Consider the following 15,462-nt stretch of genomic DNA (forward strand, 5'->3'; position numbering starts at 1 on the left):
ATGGCGCCGATGTCGCTCGACCACCGGCGCATCCTGCCCATCGCGGACCGGCTCCACGCGGAGCCCGGCTATGCGGGCCGGGATGTGACCATCGCCTTCCTCGACTCCGGCTTTTACGCCCACCCGGACCTCGTCACGCCGCGCAGCCGCATCCTCGCGTACCACGACCTCTTCGCCCCCGAAGCGGACCTCTCCGCGCTCGAGCGCCCCGACGTCTCGTCGTGGCACGGCATGATGACCTCGGTGGTCGCCGCCGGGAACGGCGCGCTCTCGGGCGGGCGCTTCCGCGGGCTCGCCTGGGAGGCGAACGTCGTGCTCGTCAAGGTCGGCTCCGCGCACCGCATCGTCCACGACGACATCCGCAGGGGCATCGAGTGGGTGATCGCCCACCGCGAGCAGTACCGGATTCGCGTGCTCAACATCTCGTGCGGCGGCGATTACGAGGAGTCGTACCTGACCGGCGACCTGTCGCGCGCGGCCGACGACGCGACCCGCCACGGCATCGTGGTCGTGGCGGCCGCGGGCAACGCCGGGCACGACGCCGCGCACAACGTCCTCCCGCCGGCCAGCGCGCCGAGCGTCATCGCGGTCGGGGGGCTCGACGACGGCGGCGCCGGAGAGCAGACGTGGCATTACCACTCGTCGTACGGGCTCACCCTCGACGGGCTGCAGAAGCCCGAGATCATCGCCCCGGCGATCTGGCTGGCGGCGCCCATCCTCCCCGGGACGCCGACCGCGGCGCAGGCGCAGCTCCTGTCGCGGCTCGACGGCGCGCGGGACGAGGAGCTGCCGGGGCTGCTCGTCGAGCACGCGTGCGTCGATCCGGACCTCGACGCCGTCGCCGGGCGCGAGCCGTACCTCGTGCGCCAGCTCGCGGCCGCCAAGCTGCGCGACCAGAAGGTGATCTCCGGCCACTACAAGCACGTGGACGGGACGAGCTTCGCCGCGCCGATCGTCAGCAGCGTCGTGGCGCAGATGCTGGAGGCGAACCCGCGCCTCTCCCCGCAGCAGTGCCGGCGCATCCTGATGAAGACCGCGCGCGGGCTGCCCGGCATCCCGCTCGAGCGGCAAGGCTGGGGCGTCGTGCAGCCCCGCGCGGCCGTGGCCGCGGCGCGCGCCGCCTGAGCCGGAGCCTCCCGTCGGTCACCCCCTGCGCGATGCGACAGGCGCCTTGCGGGCGGGCGCGCGACCGGACCATGCTCGGGGCATGAAGCGGCGCTTCAACACGGCCGGCCCCTGCCGCCCGGACTGGCACTACATGATCCCGGCGGAGCGGAGGCTGAAAGAGGCGCCTTCCCTCGTGGAGCAGCGGGGCTACTTCGTGGTGCACGCCCCACGCCAGACCGGAAAGACGACCGCGCTCCGCTCGCTCGCGGCGCGGCTGACCGCGTCGGGCCACTACGCCGCGCTGCTCTTCTCCTGTGAGGCGGGCGAGGCGGCCGGCGACGACTACGGGGCCGCAGAGCAGCTCGTCCTCGCCGACATGGCGCGCAAGGCCGAGAGCGCGCTGCCGCCGGAGCTGAGGCCGCCGGAGCCGCCGCCGGCGCCGCCAGGGAGCGTGCTCGGCGGCGTGCTCGCCGCCTGGGCGCGCCGCTGCCCGAGGCCCCTCGCGCTGATGTTCGACGAGATCGACTCGTTGCGAGGACAGAGCCTCATCAGCGTGCTCCGGCAGCTCCGCTCGGGCTTTGCCGAACGGCCGCACGCTTTCCCCTCCTCCGTCATCCTGTGCGGGATGCGCGACGTGCGCGACTACAAGGCTGCGAGCGGCGGCGACCCGGACCGGCTCGGCACGGCGAGCCCGTTCAACATCAAGCTGGAGTCCGTTCGCGTCGGAGACTTCACGCGCGAGGAGCTCGGTGAGCTCTACGCCCAGCACACGGAGGACACCGGGCAGGTCTTCACCGAAGAGGGCGTCTCCCGGGCCTGGGAGGCGACGGCCGGCCAACCGTGGCTGGTCAACGCGCTCGGCCGCGAGATCGTGGAGAAGATGGCCGTGCCGGCGGCGGAGCCGATCGGCGGTAAGCACGTGGAGATCGCCAGGGAGCGTCTGATCCTGGCGCGCGCCACGCACCTCGACTCGCTGGCTCACCGCCTCGTCGAGCCGCGCGTGCGGCGGGTGATCGAGCCCGTGCTCGCCGGCACCTACGAGGGCGGGGGCGACAGCTACGAGGACGACCTGTCGTATGCCCGCGATCTCGGCCTCGTCGCGCCGGACAAGCCGCTGCGGATCGCCAACCCCATCTACCGGGAGGTCGTCGCGCGGGTGCTCTCCTCCGCGGTCGAGGACCGCATCCCGGCCGAGCCCTCGCGCTTCCTCCTGCCCGACGGCCGTCTCGCCTGGAGGCGGCTGCTGCGGGCGTTCGCGGCGTTCTGGAGCGAGCACGGCGAGATCCTCTCCGCCGGCGTCCCCTACCCCGAGGTCGCGCCGCAGCTCGTGCTCATGGCCTTCCTGCAGCGCGTCGTGAACGGCGGAGGGACCATCGACCGCGAGTACGGCGTCGGCCGCGGCCGGATCGACCTCCTGGTGCGCTTTCCGTACCGCAAGGCGGACGGGGGTCCCGCGCTCCAGCGGCGGGCGATGGAGCTCAAGGTGTGGCGCCGCGGGGAGCGGGACCCGCTCCGCCGCGGGCTCGCCCAGCTCGACGAGTACCTCGCGCGCCTGCGCCTCCGGCGCGGCACGCTCGTGGTGTTCGACGCACGCGACCGCCTCGCCGCGCGCCGGCCGCGCTTCGAGCGGGCCACGACCCCGGCCGGACGCGACGCCACCGTGCTGCGCGCCTGACGACGCCGGCGCGCGCCGGCCGCCCGGCGCGGCCCGCCCCGCCCGGCCGCCTCACCGCGGCACGGGGAGCGCCTTCTCGGCCCACTGCGGGATGTGGTTCCCCGTCGGAGCCGTCATGTCGTCGTTCTGCTGGGGCATCCAGACCGGCGCGAAGCTCGGGTCGCCCTCGATCGCCCCGCCCGGCGCGAGCGTCACGGCCGCGAACCAGAGCTGCGGCTTCGTCGTGCCGTCGGTCGACCCGGGCAGGCGCAGGCCGTACGGGCGCCGCGACGAGAACGCGACCCAGTAGATGTCCTTGCCGCGGTAGACGTCGTGGCCCGGCCCGAAGCGAGGCCACGAGTTCGCCCAGGTGTCGCCGCCGTTCGCCCGCGCGAGGTCGACCGGCGCGCCCCCCTCGACCGGGATCAGCTGGAGGCGCGCGGAGTTGTCGTCGTAGGCGTCGCACGGATCGTTGCCGGCAGCCCCGTTGCCCGGAGGCCCGTCGCAGCTCGACGTGTTGAACACCACCCAGGCGCCGTCATCGGAGATGGCAGGATAGTAATGGGTCCGGCCCTGCTCGCGCGGCACGAGCACGCGCGGCGCGTCGAACGCGCCCTCCCCGTCCGAGGCGGCGATCAGGATCTGCGCGCCCCTCACCGTGTCGCCGTAGAGCTCGGGGCCCGCGCCGTTCTCCCCCGGCTGCCACGCGACGAAGGCGAGGTGCTTGCCGTCCGGCGACCAGAACGGCTGCGTCAGCCGCTCGCCCACCTCGCCGAACAGCCCGCCGAGCGCCTCGAGCGTCTCGTCGGCGCGGCGGAGCGTGAGCGCGCCGCGGAAGGCGTTGACCATGAGCTCGCCGTCCGGCGAGAAGGTGGTCATCGTCGCGAACCCGTCCGGGTCGGTGTTGCGGAGCGCGATGATGTCCGCGGTCGCGACGTCCACGAGCGCGAACGAGGACGGGCCGCTGCCGCCGAACGTGAGCGCCATCTTGTCGCCGGCCTGCGCGAGGGCGTGGCACCCCATGCACGGCATCTCCTGGCCGTTCGCCAGCGGCGGCGACTGCTCGTTCTCCCAGAACAGCTCGGGCGGGCTCGCCGCGTCGTCGAGATCGTAGCGGTAGATGGCGGCCGACTGGAGCGAGGTGCCGTCGGTGCGCCAGTAGTACAGGCCGCCCGAGAGCGCCGCGCTCGCCCACCGGACGTCGATCGCCTCGCTCACCCCGAGCTCGCTCCCGTCCTCGGCGGCGAGGCGGACGCGCGTGTCCATCGCCCCGCCCTCGCTCGTGCGCACGAGCATCGGCACCATCTCCGCCGGGAGCGCCATCGCGCACCCGCCCGTGTCCGCGATCGGCTCGCAGGCGCCGACGAGGCGTAAGTTGACGAAATCACCGAAGATTTCGATCCGCCCGACGCGCTGCCCGGCGCTGCCCTTGCGGACCTGGAGCTCGACCGTGCCGATGTTGGAGGGGAAGAGCGCGCCGTCGAGGGGATAGGCGATCGCGGGGGCGTTCGCCGCCTCCGGGGTGCCGCCGAGCGCGGCGCTCGCTCCGGGGGGAGCGCCCGGCAGCGCGACCTCGCCGGCGAGCTTCACGGTGACGTCGGCGCTCGCCCTGAGGGAGCCGTCCGCGGCGGTCACCCGGACGCGTCCGGGGGAGCTGGTCGTGAGCTGGCCTTCGTTCACGTGGGCGAAGAGGTCGTCGGCGGTCCAGGTCACCAGCGCGGTGACGTCGCGCTCGGCGCCGTCCTGGAAGCGGCCGACGGCCTTGAGCTGCGCCGAAGCGGTCTTGCCGAACGCGAGCTCGACCGAGGTGGCGCCCGGCTCGACGCGCAGGGCGACGAGCCCCTCCACCACGCCGCCGCTCGAGGAGCCGCCGCCGCCCTGCGCCCCGCTGCTCGAGGAGCCGCCGCCGCCCTGCGCGCCGCTCGCCGACGCGCCGTCGCCCGAGGAGCACGCCGCCCCGGACGCCGCGATCGCCGTCGCGAGGGCGAGGAGGAGCGTCGCTCGATGCCCCGCGCGCGAGCCTGCCCTCGCGGAAAACACGCGTGATCTCATGGTGTGATCTCCAGGTTGAGCATCGAACGGGCAGGCTACCATGCCCGGCTGCAGGCGCTCGCCGGGCCCTCGAGCACGGACGGTACGAGGAAGAGCCGGAGCGTCGTTCGTCCGCAGTGCATCGACGATCGCCGCGCGGGAGCGCAGGCGCGGGCGCGATGCCCGCGCGCCGTCCTCGGGCGCGCTGGCGCCATCGCCGGCCGCGGGGGTCATCGCCGGCCGCGGGGGTCATCGCCGGCCGCGCGGGTCATCGCCGGCCGCGCGCCGTCATCGAGCGCGCCCGCGCGCGAGCATCACCAGGCAGACGCCGCCAGCCTGGGGGAATACCTTGCGTACCCCGCCGCCGGCCGGTAGCTTCGAGGCGCCTCAAGGCTCGTTCGTCCTCGACCTCTGATCCGGCCGCCTGCTGCAACGTGGTTGCCTCTTCTGAACGTGGGGTGACGGTCGGTCGTCGGGGAGCGTTTTCGCGTGCGGCCCGCGGCACGATCCGGGCCGTCCGCGAGGGAAGCGGGGATCGTGCAACGGGATTGGCGGCAGACATGAGCAAGCGGCTTTATGTGGGGAACCTGGCGTTCCATTCGACGGAAGACAACCTGCGCAACGCGTTCGAGTCGGCAGGCGTCGAGGTTCTGTCGATTCAGTTGATGACGGACCGGATGACCGGGCAGTCCCGCGGGTTCGGGTTCGTCGAGGTGAGCGATGCGCAGGCGCAGGCGGCCATCAACGCGCTGCACGGCAAGGACCTCGACGGCCGTACCCTGACGGTCAACGAGGCGCGCGAGCGCACCGGCGGCCCCGGCGGCGGCGGGGGCGGCGGCGGCTTCCGCGGCGGCGGCGGCGGAGGCGGGGGCCGTGGCGGCGGCGGCGGCCGCGGCGGCCGCGGCGGCGGCGGCGGGCGCGACCGCTGGTAGCCGCAGCGAGGTCGAGCCCCCCTGGCGCTTCGCCAGGGTGATCGGCGGGGGGACACGAAGGCGGGAAGGCAGGAAGAACGATCAAGGTTCGTCCCGCCTTCCCGCTTTCATCTGGGCGCCCTCCAGGGCGGAGGCGCCCCCGCCCCGGCGGCGCGGCGGCCTCGCGCCGCGCCGCCCTGGGCTCTAGCTGGCGCGCTGCGCCGCGGGGCGGCGGAACGGCTTGCGGCCGGCGAAGATCTGGCCGTCGCCGAGCGCGTACGAGATCCGGAGCAGCTGGTTGTACTTCGCGACGCGATCCGAGCGGGACGCCGAGCCGGTCTTGATCTGGCCCGCGTTCGTCGCGACCGCGAGATCGGCGATGAACGTGTCCTCGGTCTCGCCCGAGCGGTGCGAGATGATCGACCGGTAGCCGCCCTCGGCCGCCTGGCGGATGCACTCGAGCGTCTCGGTGACCGTGCCGATCTGGTTCAGCTTGATGAGGATGGCGTTGGCGAGGCCGTCCTCGATGCCCTTCGCGAGGCGCGCGGGGTTCGTCACGAACAGGTCGTCGCCGACGAGCTGGACCTTCTTGCCGAGCCGCTCCGTGAGCAGCCGCCAGCCCTTCTCGTCGTTCTCCGCGACGCCGTCCTCGATCGACACGATCGGGAACGCCTTGGCGAGCTCCTCGTAGATCGAGACGATCTCCTCGCGGGTCTTCTGCTGCTTGTCGAAGGTGTACCGCTCGGTCTTCGCGTCGTAGAACTCGCTGAGCGCCGAGTCGAGCGCGACGCCGACGTCCTCGCCCGGGCGGTGGCCGGCGGCCTCGATGGCGCGCACGACGTACTCGAGCGCCGACCGGTTCGACGCGAGGCGCGGGGCGAAGCCGCCCTCGTCGCCGACGGCCGTGACCATGCCGTCCTTCTTGAGCAGCCCCTTCAGGGTGTGGAAGATCTCGGCGCCCGTGCGCAGCGCCTCGGCGAACGACTCGGCGCCGTAGGGGACGACCATGAACTCCTGGATCTCGAGGCCGTTGTCGGCGTGCACGCCGCCGTTCAGGATGTTCATGAGCGGCGTCGGCAGCACGCGCGCCGCGGCGCCGCCGAGGTAGCGCCAGAGCGGGAGGTCGACCGTGTCCGCGGCGGCGCGGGCGGCGGCCATCGAGACGGCGAGGATCGCGTTGGCCCCGAGCTTCGACTTGTTCGCGGAGCCGTCGGCCTTGATGAGCACCTGGTCGAGCTCGGCCTGATCGAGCGCATCCATCCCGAGGATGGCCGGACCGAGGACGGTCTCGATGTTCTTCACCGCGGTGAGCACGCCCTTGCCGAGGTAGCGCTTCTTGTCGCCGTCCCTGAGTTCGACGGCCTCGTGCTCGCCGGTCGACGCGCCGCTCGGCACGGCCGCGCGGCCGGTGCCGCTCAGCGTGGTGACCTCGGCTTCGACGGTGGGGTTGCCGCGCGAATCGATGACTTCGCGCGCGATGACGCTCTGGATCTCCGACATGACCTCTCCTCAAGGGACCGCTTCCGCGCGACCCCGGCAGCTCTCGAAGGGGGCTCGAGAAGCGGCGGGAGCATAGGCACGGCCCTCCCCGGATGTCGACGCTCCGGTGCACCCGCGGCGCTCCAGCACGCCGCGCCGGAGCGCCGACGACCCGGCGGGGCGCGCCTCGCGGCCGACGCGGAGCCGACACGCGCCTGGACGGAGCGGCGATCGCCGCGTCCCCGGGGGCGCGCGGACGCGCACGCGCGCCCGGGTCGACGGGCCACGCGCGCCTGGCGTAAGCTCGCGGCCGCGTGGAAACCTCCATCGGCGTCTTCGGTGAGGAGATGCTCCTCTGGCTCTGCATGCTCCGCCAATCCCCGCGGCGGCCGCCGGCCGATCACGTGCTGCGGCAAGCGAACCTGCTGCTCGAGGAGCTCAAGGGGTCCAAGCTCGCGCAGGAGATGCCGATCGCCTCGGTCGACGACGGCATGTTCGCGATCGCCGCCTTCGCGGACGAGCTCGCGATGTCGCTGCCGGATCTCCGGCCGGTCTGGGCCCAGCGCCCGCTCCAGGCGGCGCGGTGGATGACCAACAACGCGGGCGTCGAGCTCTTCGAGCGGCTGGAGCGCGTCCGGAGCGGCCCGCTGCCGGTGATGGCGACCTACGCCTGCGTGCTCGGCCTCGGCTTCCGCGGCCGCTACGGGCTGCCGGGGCAGAGCGCCGACGACCTCCTGCGGATCCGCCGCGATCTCTCGCTGAAGCTCGGCGTGGATCCGGACCGCGACTGGAGCGGCGGGGTGCTCCGGCCGGCGCGCGTGGACGGCGTGGAGGCCCAGCACCTCCCCAACCTGCCGCTGTGGCAATCCGCGCTGGTCGGGCGCGCCCTGGCGGCGCTCGTGGCGATCGGCGGCGCGGTCGCGCTCGGGTGGACGATCGCGCAAAAGGTCGGATGATCGGATGAGCGGCTCCTTCGTCTACGAGCTGGCGAGCGTCCACGCGCTGGTCGAGCAGTCGAACCCGGACAGCGACCAGGGGATCTACGCGGTCCCCTGCTACCTCGTGCTCGGCGAGCCGGGCTCGGGCCGCTCCACGGTGATCCGCTCGATGAACCTCACCTGGCCCCCGGGCGGCGCCCCGCTCCAGATCGGCGTGCCCGGGGCGCGGTGCTCGTACTGGCTGGCGAAGGAGGCGCTCTTCATCGAGCCCGAGGCGTCGGTGCTCGGCCCGCGGCGGGAGCCGGCCGAGCTCGCGCAGCTCTGCGACGAGCTGCGCCGCTCGCGGAAGCGCGAGCCGATCGACGGCATCCTCCTCGTCCTGAGCATCGCGGACTTCGCCGAGCTCGACGAGCAGGGGGTCGAGGCCTACGCGAACCGGATGCGCGCGTACCTCATCGAGGTCGGCCGCGCGCTGCGCGCCGACGTGCCGGCCTACGTGGTGCTGTCGCGCTACGACACGCTGTGGGGCTTCGCCGAGGTGTTCCAGTGGACGCACGAGCGCGGGCGCGAGGAGCCCTGGGGCTTCACGCTCCCGCTCGAGGCGGGCCCGGGCGCGGCGGTCCCGCGGATCCTCCAGGAGCTCGAGGGGCTGAACGCGCGGCTGGAGTCGTACTGTCTGGCGCGGGTGAGCTCGGAGGATCCGCCCGACGCGCGGATGCGGGCGTTCCAGCACCTGGCCGAGGTGCGGGCGCTGATGGCGCGGCTGCGGCAGCTGTTCGGGGTGCTCGCCATGGAGAACGCGTTCGAGCGGGCGCCGTGGCTGCGCGCGGTGGCGATCGGCAGCGCGCTGCCCGGCATGGGGGACCGCCTCCGCGCGGGGGTGACGCGGTTCATCAACATGGGGCTGGCGCAGCCGCCGAACGTGGCGGTCGCGCAGCGGCCCGGGGGGCTGCCGATCCACGCGACCATGCGGGTGGTCGTGCTGCCGGAGCGGGACATCGTGCCGCTCCGGCCGCGGTGGCGGGACGACCGGTTCACGCTGATCGGCTTCGTGGGCGGGCTGCTCCTGTTGCTCGCGGCGGGCCTGACGGAGCTGATCCTGCGGTTCGTGGGGTGACGTGACGCCCGCGGCGCGGAGGAGGGTGACCGCCGGGGCGGCCGCCGCGCCTCCTCCGAGGCGACCGCCCCCGTCTGCGCGCCGCGCCCGCTGAAGCGCGGCCCGGCGCCGCGCCGCCGGCGCCGCGCGCCCGGTTGACAGGGCGTGCGGAAGGCTCATACGCACGCGATGGGGGGGCGCGTCTCGCCTGCGGGCTCGATCTGCCGATCAGGGCGCTCGCCGCGCGGCGCACGGCTCGGCGCCGCGAGGCTCCGTGCGCGGCGCTGCCCGGGCGGGACCGGGGCCGCGGGCGCGAGGACAGCGCGATGACGCACCTGCCGATCCAGCCAGGCGCGACCCGACTCCGAGGGCACCACGTCACCGCGAAGATCGGCGAGGGCGCGGGCTCGGCCATGTATCGGGCCCGCCGCGACGCCGACGGGCTCGAGGTGGCGATGAAGATGCTCTACGCCGATTACACGCGCATCGGCGACATCCTCCGCTTCAAGCACGCCTATCGCGTCATCCAGCGCATCGACTCGGCGAGGGTCCTCAAGGTGCACGCCGTCGAGGAGCACGGAGACGGCCTGGTGCTCTTCACCGAGGTTTTCCCGGGCGCTCCGCTGTCGTCGACGCGGATGTCGGCGGCGACAGGCGAGCTCGACGTCTTCGCGGTGCTCGACGCCGTGATCCCCGTGGCCGAAGCGCTGGCCGACATCCACCGTCACGGCCTCATCCATGGCGACGTGAGGCCCCCGAACATCCTGCTCGGAGAGGGCGGCCAGGTGAAGCTCACCGGCTTCGGCGTCGACGCCCTCGTGACGCGCGAGAAAGAGGAGATCTATTCCCGCCGCGTCCTCACGGAGGTGCTCCCTTACGCGTCGCCCGAGCAGACCGGCCGCATGAACCGCAGCGTCGACTACCGCACCGACATGTACTCGCTGGGGGTCGTGCTCTACGAGATGCTCACCGGGCGGCGGCCGTTCGAGGCGGCGGACCCGCTCGAGCTGATGCACGCCCACATCGCGGTGGCGCCCGTCCCGCCGTCGGAGATGAGCCCGGCGGCGCCCGGCGCGCTCTCGGCGATCGCGATGAAGCTGCTCAGCAAGAACGCCGAGGATCGCTACCAGTGCGCCGAGGGGCTGAAGGCCGATCTGGAAGAGCTCCGGTCGCGGGGGCGCCGCCGCGGCCTCTCGGGGACGTTCAGCCCCGGCCAGCACGACAGGAGAGACCTCTTCCGGCTCCCCCAGAAGCTCTACGGCCGCGAGGGGGACATCCGGACGCTCATCGACTCGTTCGACGACGTGCTCCGGGGCAAGCGCACGATCGTCCTCGTCTCGGGCTATTCGGGCATCGGCAAGTCGTCGCTCGTCCAGGAGATCCTGAAGCCGCTGGCGCGCGAGAAGGGCTATTACATCAGCGGGAAGTACGATCAGTACAACCGCGACAGGCCCTACAGCGCCATCGTCCACGCGTTCGACGGGCTCATCAAGCAGCTCCTCTCCGAGAGCGAGGAGCGGATCGCGGCGTGGCGCGGCGCCATCCTGGAGGCGATGGGGAGCAACGGGCAGGTCCTCTGCGATGTGCTCCCGTCCTTGAAGCACATCCTCGGCGAGCAGCCGCCCGTCCCCGCGCTCGGGCCGGTCGAGGCCCAGAATCGCTTCATCCTCTACTTCCAGAAGTTCGTCTCGGTGTTCGCCCGGCACGCCCACCCGCTGGCCGTGTTCCTCGACGATTTGCAGTGGGTGGACTCGGCCAGCCTCGGCGTGATCGCGAGCATCCTCGCGAAGGACAGCGCGGAGTCGCTCTTCTTCTGCGGCGCGTACCGCGACAACGAGGTCAGCCCGGCCCACCCCGCCCTCGTCGCGCTGGAGGAGCTCGAGAAGGGCGGCCTCGGGGTGCGGCGCATCGTCCTCGCGCCCCTCGGGCTGGGCCACCTGACCGAGCTCGTGCGCGACAGCCTCCAGACCGGCGACGGGGGCGCGCTCGCGGCGGCGGTCCTGAAGAAGACGGGAGGCAACCCGTTCTTCGTGAAGCAGTTCATGCGGCACCTCTACGACGTGAAGGCGCTCGTCTTCGATCCGGCGAGGGGCTGGGGCTGGGATCTTCGGCAGATCGAGCGGCTCGGGTGCACCGACAACGTCCTCTGCCTCATGGCGGAGACGATCCGGCGCCTGCCGCCGGCCACGCAGCGGGTGCTCCGGCTGGCCTCGGCGATCGGCAACACGTTCGAGCTGGACGTCCTGAACACCGTCAGCGAGCGCGCCCCCGAGGAGACGTACGCGAGCCTCGACCACGCCCTCCGCGAGGGCCTGATCGTGAGCGCGAACGGGCAGGCTCGCTTCGCGCACGACAAGATCCAGGAGGCCGCGTATTCGCTGATCCCGGAGCGCGACAGGCCGGCGTTCCACTACCGGATCGGGAGGCTCTTGCTCGGCAAGCTGCGCTCCGACAGGGGGCACGACCTGTTCGACGTCGTCGATCACCTGAACAGCGCGGGCGAGCTGATGAAGGACCCGGAGGAGCGCATGGAGTCGGCCCGGCTCAACCTCCAGGCCGCCGCGCGCGCCGAGGAGTCGGCGGCCTTCGCCGCGGCGCTGAGGTACCTGGAGCACGGCATGGCCATGCTGCCCGAAGACGCGTGGACCTCCGATTACGAGCTGGCGTTCCTCTATCACACGAAGAAGGGCCTCTTGGAGTCGCTGTGCGGGCGGCACGACGACGCGCTCGCGACGCTCACGGGCACCTTCGACAGGGCGAAGGGGCGCCGCCACAAGACGGAGGTGCGGCGGCTGAAGATGAAGGTCGAGATCCTGAAGAACGATCTGCCCGCCGCCATGGACGAGGGGCTCGCCGCGCTGCGCGCCTACGACATCCACCTGCCGCCCTATCCGGACGACGCCGCGCTCGCCGCCGAGCTCGCGCGGACCCTCGCGATCATCGGCGACCGCCCCATCGCGTCTCTGGTCGACCTGCCCGCGCTGGACGACCCCGAGATCGCGGCCCTCCAGGAGCTCCTCCAGGAGATGTTCTCGCCGACCTACCAGCTCGGCACGAACAACTTCGGCATCACGGTGATGAAGGCGCTCCAAAGCTCGCTCAGGCACGGCGTCTCGAAGAGCTCGATCTACGCCTACGTGAATTTCGGGACGTTCCTCTGCGCCGGGCTCGACATCGAGAAGGGCTATGCCTTCGGGCGGGCGGCGGTCCGCCTGAACGAGCGCTGCCCGGACGCGAAGTCCGAATCGATGCTGTGCAACATGTGGGGGGCGTGGGTCCAGCACTGGATGGACACCTACGACAGCTCGAAGGCGTCGTTGCGCAAGGGCATCCACGCCGGCGTCGAGACGGGGCAGTACATCTGGGCGTTCTACAACGCGTGCAACGCGAGCGTGAACGCCCTGCTCCGCGGGGCGCACCTCCACGACGTCCTCGAGGAGGCGAGGCTGCACGCGCCGCTCTGCAGGCTCGACGAGTTCAACACGATCACGTGGATGGTCGGGGCCGTCGCGCAGCTCAGCGAGCACCTGAGCGCGCCGGCCGGGGGCGACTGGAGGCGGGGGGCGTGGGTCGACATCGGCGCGGTCGCCGAGGAGGCGCGCCGCATCGACAACCGGGCGTCGCTCTATTTCCTCAACGTCTTCGAGGTCATCGCCGGCGTCTTCGAGGGCGCGTACGAGGAGGCGGCGGCGCTCTGGGGCAGGGCCGACCCCGGCACCCTCGGGATGCTCGCCGCGTGGCACGCGAGCCCTTGCTATTACTTCTATGGCGGACTGGCCTTCTCGCGGGCCGCCGGGGCCGCCGCCCCTGCGCTCAGGGACGCCTACCTCGCGAGGCTCCGGGAGTGCGCGCGCAAGGTGGAGTCCTGGGCGGCCCTCGGGCCGGAGAGCCACCGTCACCGCGCCTTGATCCTGAAGGCCGAGCTCGCCCGGAGCGAGGGGCGCGAGGGCGCGGGCGCCCTGTACGATCAGGGGATCATGGCCGCGCGGGAGGGCCAGTTCCTGCAGGACGCGGCGCTCGCCAACGAGCTCTGCGCCCGCCACTACCTCGACGCGGGCAGGATCTTCGTCGCGTGTGCCTACATGACCGAGGCGCACCGTCTCTATGGTCGCTGGGGCGCCGCGCGCGCGATGCGGCGCCTCGAGAGGGATTTCCCGCACGCGCTCCGGCCGGAGGCGATGCGCATGCAGGCCGCGGCGGGGCCTGCCGCGCCGTTCGATGCGCCGCACGCGAGGCTCGACCTCATCACCGTGCTCAAGGCGTCGCAGGCGGTCTCGGGCGAGCTGATCCTCGACCGGCTCATCGAGACCTTGCTGACGATCGTGGTCGAGCACGCGGGCGCCGAGCGAGGCCTCCTGATCCGCCCCCGCGGCGCCGAGCACGACATCGAGGCCGAGGTCGTCACCCGGCGCGGCCGGGTCGAGGTCACCCTCCGGCAGGCGCCCGTCACCCCGGCCGATCTCCCCATCTCGCTCCTCCACTACGCGATCCGCTCCCGGGAGAGCGTGATCCTGGACGACGCCGCCGTGCCCAACCAGTTCTCGGAGGACGCCTACGTGCGCGAGCGGCGACCCCGCTCGGTGCTCTGCCTCTCCCTGGTGAAGCAGGGCACGCTGGTGGGCGTGCTCTATCTGGAGAACAACCTGACCCCGCGCGCCTTCACCGCCGATCGCATCGCGATGCTGGAGCTCCTCGCCTCCCAGTCCGCCATCTCGCTGGAGAACGCGCGCCTCTATACCGAGCTGCAGCGCGAGAACAGCGAGCGCAAGCGGGTGGAGCTGGCGCTGCGCGAGCGGGAGGCGCGGATCCGGCGCCTCGTGGACGCCAACATCATCGGGATCGCCATCTGGGACCTCGACGGCAGGATCCTCGACGCGAACGACGCCTTCCTGTCCATGATGGGCTACAGCCGGGAGGAGCTCGCCTCGGAGAAGATCTGCTGGACGGAGAGCACGCCGCCGGAGTCCCAGGAAGTGACCCAGCGGGCGCTCGACGAGATCGCCCTGACCGGCCAGTTCCGGCCTTTCGAGAAGGAGTTCTGGCGGAAGGACGGCAGCCGCGTCCCCGTGCTGATCGGCGGCGCGCGGTTCGAGGGATCGGACGACCAGGGGGTGGCGTTCGTCCTCGACGTGAGCGAGCGCAAGCAGGCGGAGGAGCGCCAGCGGCTCCTTCTGAATGAGCTGAACCATCGGGTGAAGAACACGCTGGCGATCGTGCAGGCGATCGCCGCGCAGACGCTCCGCATGGCGGACTCGCCCAGGGCGTTCACGGAGGCGTTCCTGGCGCGGCTCCTGGCGCTGTCTCAGACCCATAACCTGCTGAACCAGACCTCCTGGCAGGGCGCGGGCCTCCGCGACATCGTGTGCGCCGAGCTGGCGCCGCACGCCGACTGCGACGCGGATCGAGTTCACGTGACCGGCGAGCACGTGCGCCTCCGCCCCGAGGCGGCGGTGACGCTCGGCATGGCCATCCACGAGCTGGCGACCAACGCGGCCAAGTACGGGGCGCTGTCGCAGCCTTCCGGGCGCGTCGAGGTCGCCTGGGACGTGAGCGCGGACGGGCGCGAGCCGCTGCTCCGGCTCGAATGGCGGGAGACGTGCGGGCCGCCGGTACGGCCGCCGCGCCGCCGGGGCTTCGGCTCGCGCCTGATCGAGCGCGACCTCGGGCGCCAGCTCGCCAGGGAAGTGCGCCTCGACTTCCTGCCCGAGGGCGTGCGCTGCGTGATGCATCTTCCGCTGGAGCGCGTGGCCGCATGATGCTCCCGGATCCCGAGGGCCCGCACGAGCTGGAGGGGCTGCGCATCCTCGTCGTCGAGGACGAGCCGATGATCGCCTCGTCCCTGGAAGATGTGTTGACCGACCTCGGCTGCGTGGTGGTCGGCCCGGCGTTGACCATGAAGGACGCGATCCGCCTGGCCCGCGAGGCGCAGATCGATGGGGCGAGCCTGGACGTCAACATCGCTGGCGAGAAGGTCTATGCCGTGGCCGACATCCTGATGGAACGGGGCATCCCGTTCGTCTTCGTGACGGGGTACGGGAAGGCGGGGCTGCGCGAGTCCGATCTCAGCCGTCCGGTGCTGCAGAAGCCGTACAGCCTCCACCGTTTCGTGGAGATCGCCATGCGGTGGCGATAGCCGGGCACCCCTGCGCGGCGGTGCCTGGCGCGGGCGCGCGTCGCGCGTTGCAGCGTCGAGCTCGCCCGCGCGCGTCGTCCCCGCTCCGGCGCCGGTGCGCGGGGTACGCTCCC

9 protein-coding genes are annotated in these 15,462 nt (G+C 72.5%); 7 read left to right on the top strand and 2 right to left on the bottom strand.

Translation table 11 applies throughout. From position 1 onward, the window contains the following. The first annotated feature begins 9 nt into the window (after positions 1–9). Positions 10–1,125, top strand: a complete 1,116-nt coding sequence (locus tag WME83_RS44220) for a S8 family serine peptidase (protein ID WP_437315727.1) — start codon at positions 10–12, stop codon at positions 1,123–1,125. A gap of 82 nt (positions 1,126–1,207) precedes the next feature. Then, entirely contained in the window at positions 1,208–2,782 is a 1,575-nt protein-coding gene (locus tag WME83_RS44225) for an ATP-binding protein (protein WP_437315728.1), read from the top strand. 51 nt (positions 2,783–2,833) lie between these two features. On the opposite strand, the gene WME83_RS44230 is transcribed toward WME83_RS44225, so the two are convergent. Then, positions 2,834–4,801: a TolB family protein gene (locus WME83_RS44230; protein ID WP_437315729.1), complete on the bottom strand. Its 1,968-nt coding sequence runs from the start codon at positions 4,799–4,801 to the stop codon at positions 2,834–2,836. Between the two features lie 551 nt (positions 4,802–5,352). Between WME83_RS44230 and WME83_RS44235 the strand changes: the two genes are divergently transcribed. Then, entirely contained in the window at positions 5,353–5,724 is a 372-nt protein-coding gene (locus WME83_RS44235) for an RNA recognition motif domain-containing protein (RefSeq protein WP_437315730.1), read from the top strand. A gap of 183 nt (positions 5,725–5,907) precedes the next feature. On the opposite strand, the gene eno is transcribed toward WME83_RS44235, so the two are convergent. Beyond that, positions 5,908–7,203, bottom strand: coding sequence for a phosphopyruvate hydratase (gene eno, locus WME83_RS44240; RefSeq protein WP_437315731.1), 1,296 nt, complete (start codon positions 7,201–7,203; stop codon positions 5,908–5,910). Positions 7,204–7,496: 293 nt separating this feature from the next. Here eno and WME83_RS44245 point away from each other — a divergent pair, with 293 nt between their 5' ends. The 4 genes from WME83_RS44245 (at position 7,497) to WME83_RS44260 (ending at position 15,349) form a co-directional block, all read left to right on the top strand. After that, on the top strand, positions 7,497–8,138 hold the full coding sequence (locus tag WME83_RS44245; protein ID WP_437315732.1) for a DotU family type IV/VI secretion system protein: 642 nt from the start codon (positions 7,497–7,499) through the stop codon (positions 8,136–8,138). 4 nt (positions 8,139–8,142) lie between these two features. Next, entirely contained in the window at positions 8,143–9,237 is a 1,095-nt protein-coding gene (locus tag WME83_RS44250) for a type VI secretion system protein (RefSeq protein ID WP_437315733.1), read from the top strand. 305 nt (positions 9,238–9,542) lie between these two features. Next, on the top strand, positions 9,543–14,972 hold the full coding sequence (locus WME83_RS44255; protein WP_437315734.1) for an AAA family ATPase: 5,430 nt from the start codon (positions 9,543–9,545) through the stop codon (positions 14,970–14,972). Continuing rightward, entirely contained in the window at positions 14,969–15,349 is a 381-nt protein-coding gene (locus tag WME83_RS44260; RefSeq protein ID WP_437315735.1) for a response regulator, read from the top strand. The genes WME83_RS44255 and WME83_RS44260 overlap by 4 nt, the downstream gene beginning before the upstream one ends. Positions 15,350–15,462: the final 113 nt, after the last annotated feature.

This window comes from Sorangium sp. So ce385 (genome assembly GCF_051474135.1).
GTDB lineage: Bacteria > Myxococcota_A > Polyangia > Polyangiales > Polyangiaceae > Sorangium > Sorangium cellulosum_D.

Excerpts from the sequence above, each read along its gene's own strand:
- WME83_RS44235 (WP_437315730.1), top strand. The coding sequence starts at position 5,353 with ATGAGCAAGCGGCTTTATGTGGGGAACCTGGCGTTCCATTCGACGGAA.
- WME83_RS44225 (WP_437315728.1), top strand. The coding sequence starts at position 1,208 with ATGAAGCGGCGCTTCAACACGGCCGGCCCCTGCCGCCCGGACTGGCAC.
- WME83_RS44220 (WP_437315727.1), top strand. The coding sequence starts at position 10 with ATGTCGCTCGACCACCGGCGCATCCTGCCCATCGCGGACCGGCTCCAC.
- eno (WP_437315731.1), bottom strand. The coding sequence starts at position 7,203 with ATGTCGGAGATCCAGAGCGTCATCGCGCGCGAAGTCATCGATTCGCGC.
- WME83_RS44260 (WP_437315735.1), top strand. The coding sequence starts at position 14,969 with ATGATGCTCCCGGATCCCGAGGGCCCGCACGAGCTGGAGGGGCTGCGC.
- WME83_RS44250 (WP_437315733.1), top strand. The coding sequence starts at position 8,143 with ATGAGCGGCTCCTTCGTCTACGAGCTGGCGAGCGTCCACGCGCTGGTC.
- WME83_RS44255 (WP_437315734.1), top strand. The coding sequence starts at position 9,543 with ATGACGCACCTGCCGATCCAGCCAGGCGCGACCCGACTCCGAGGGCAC.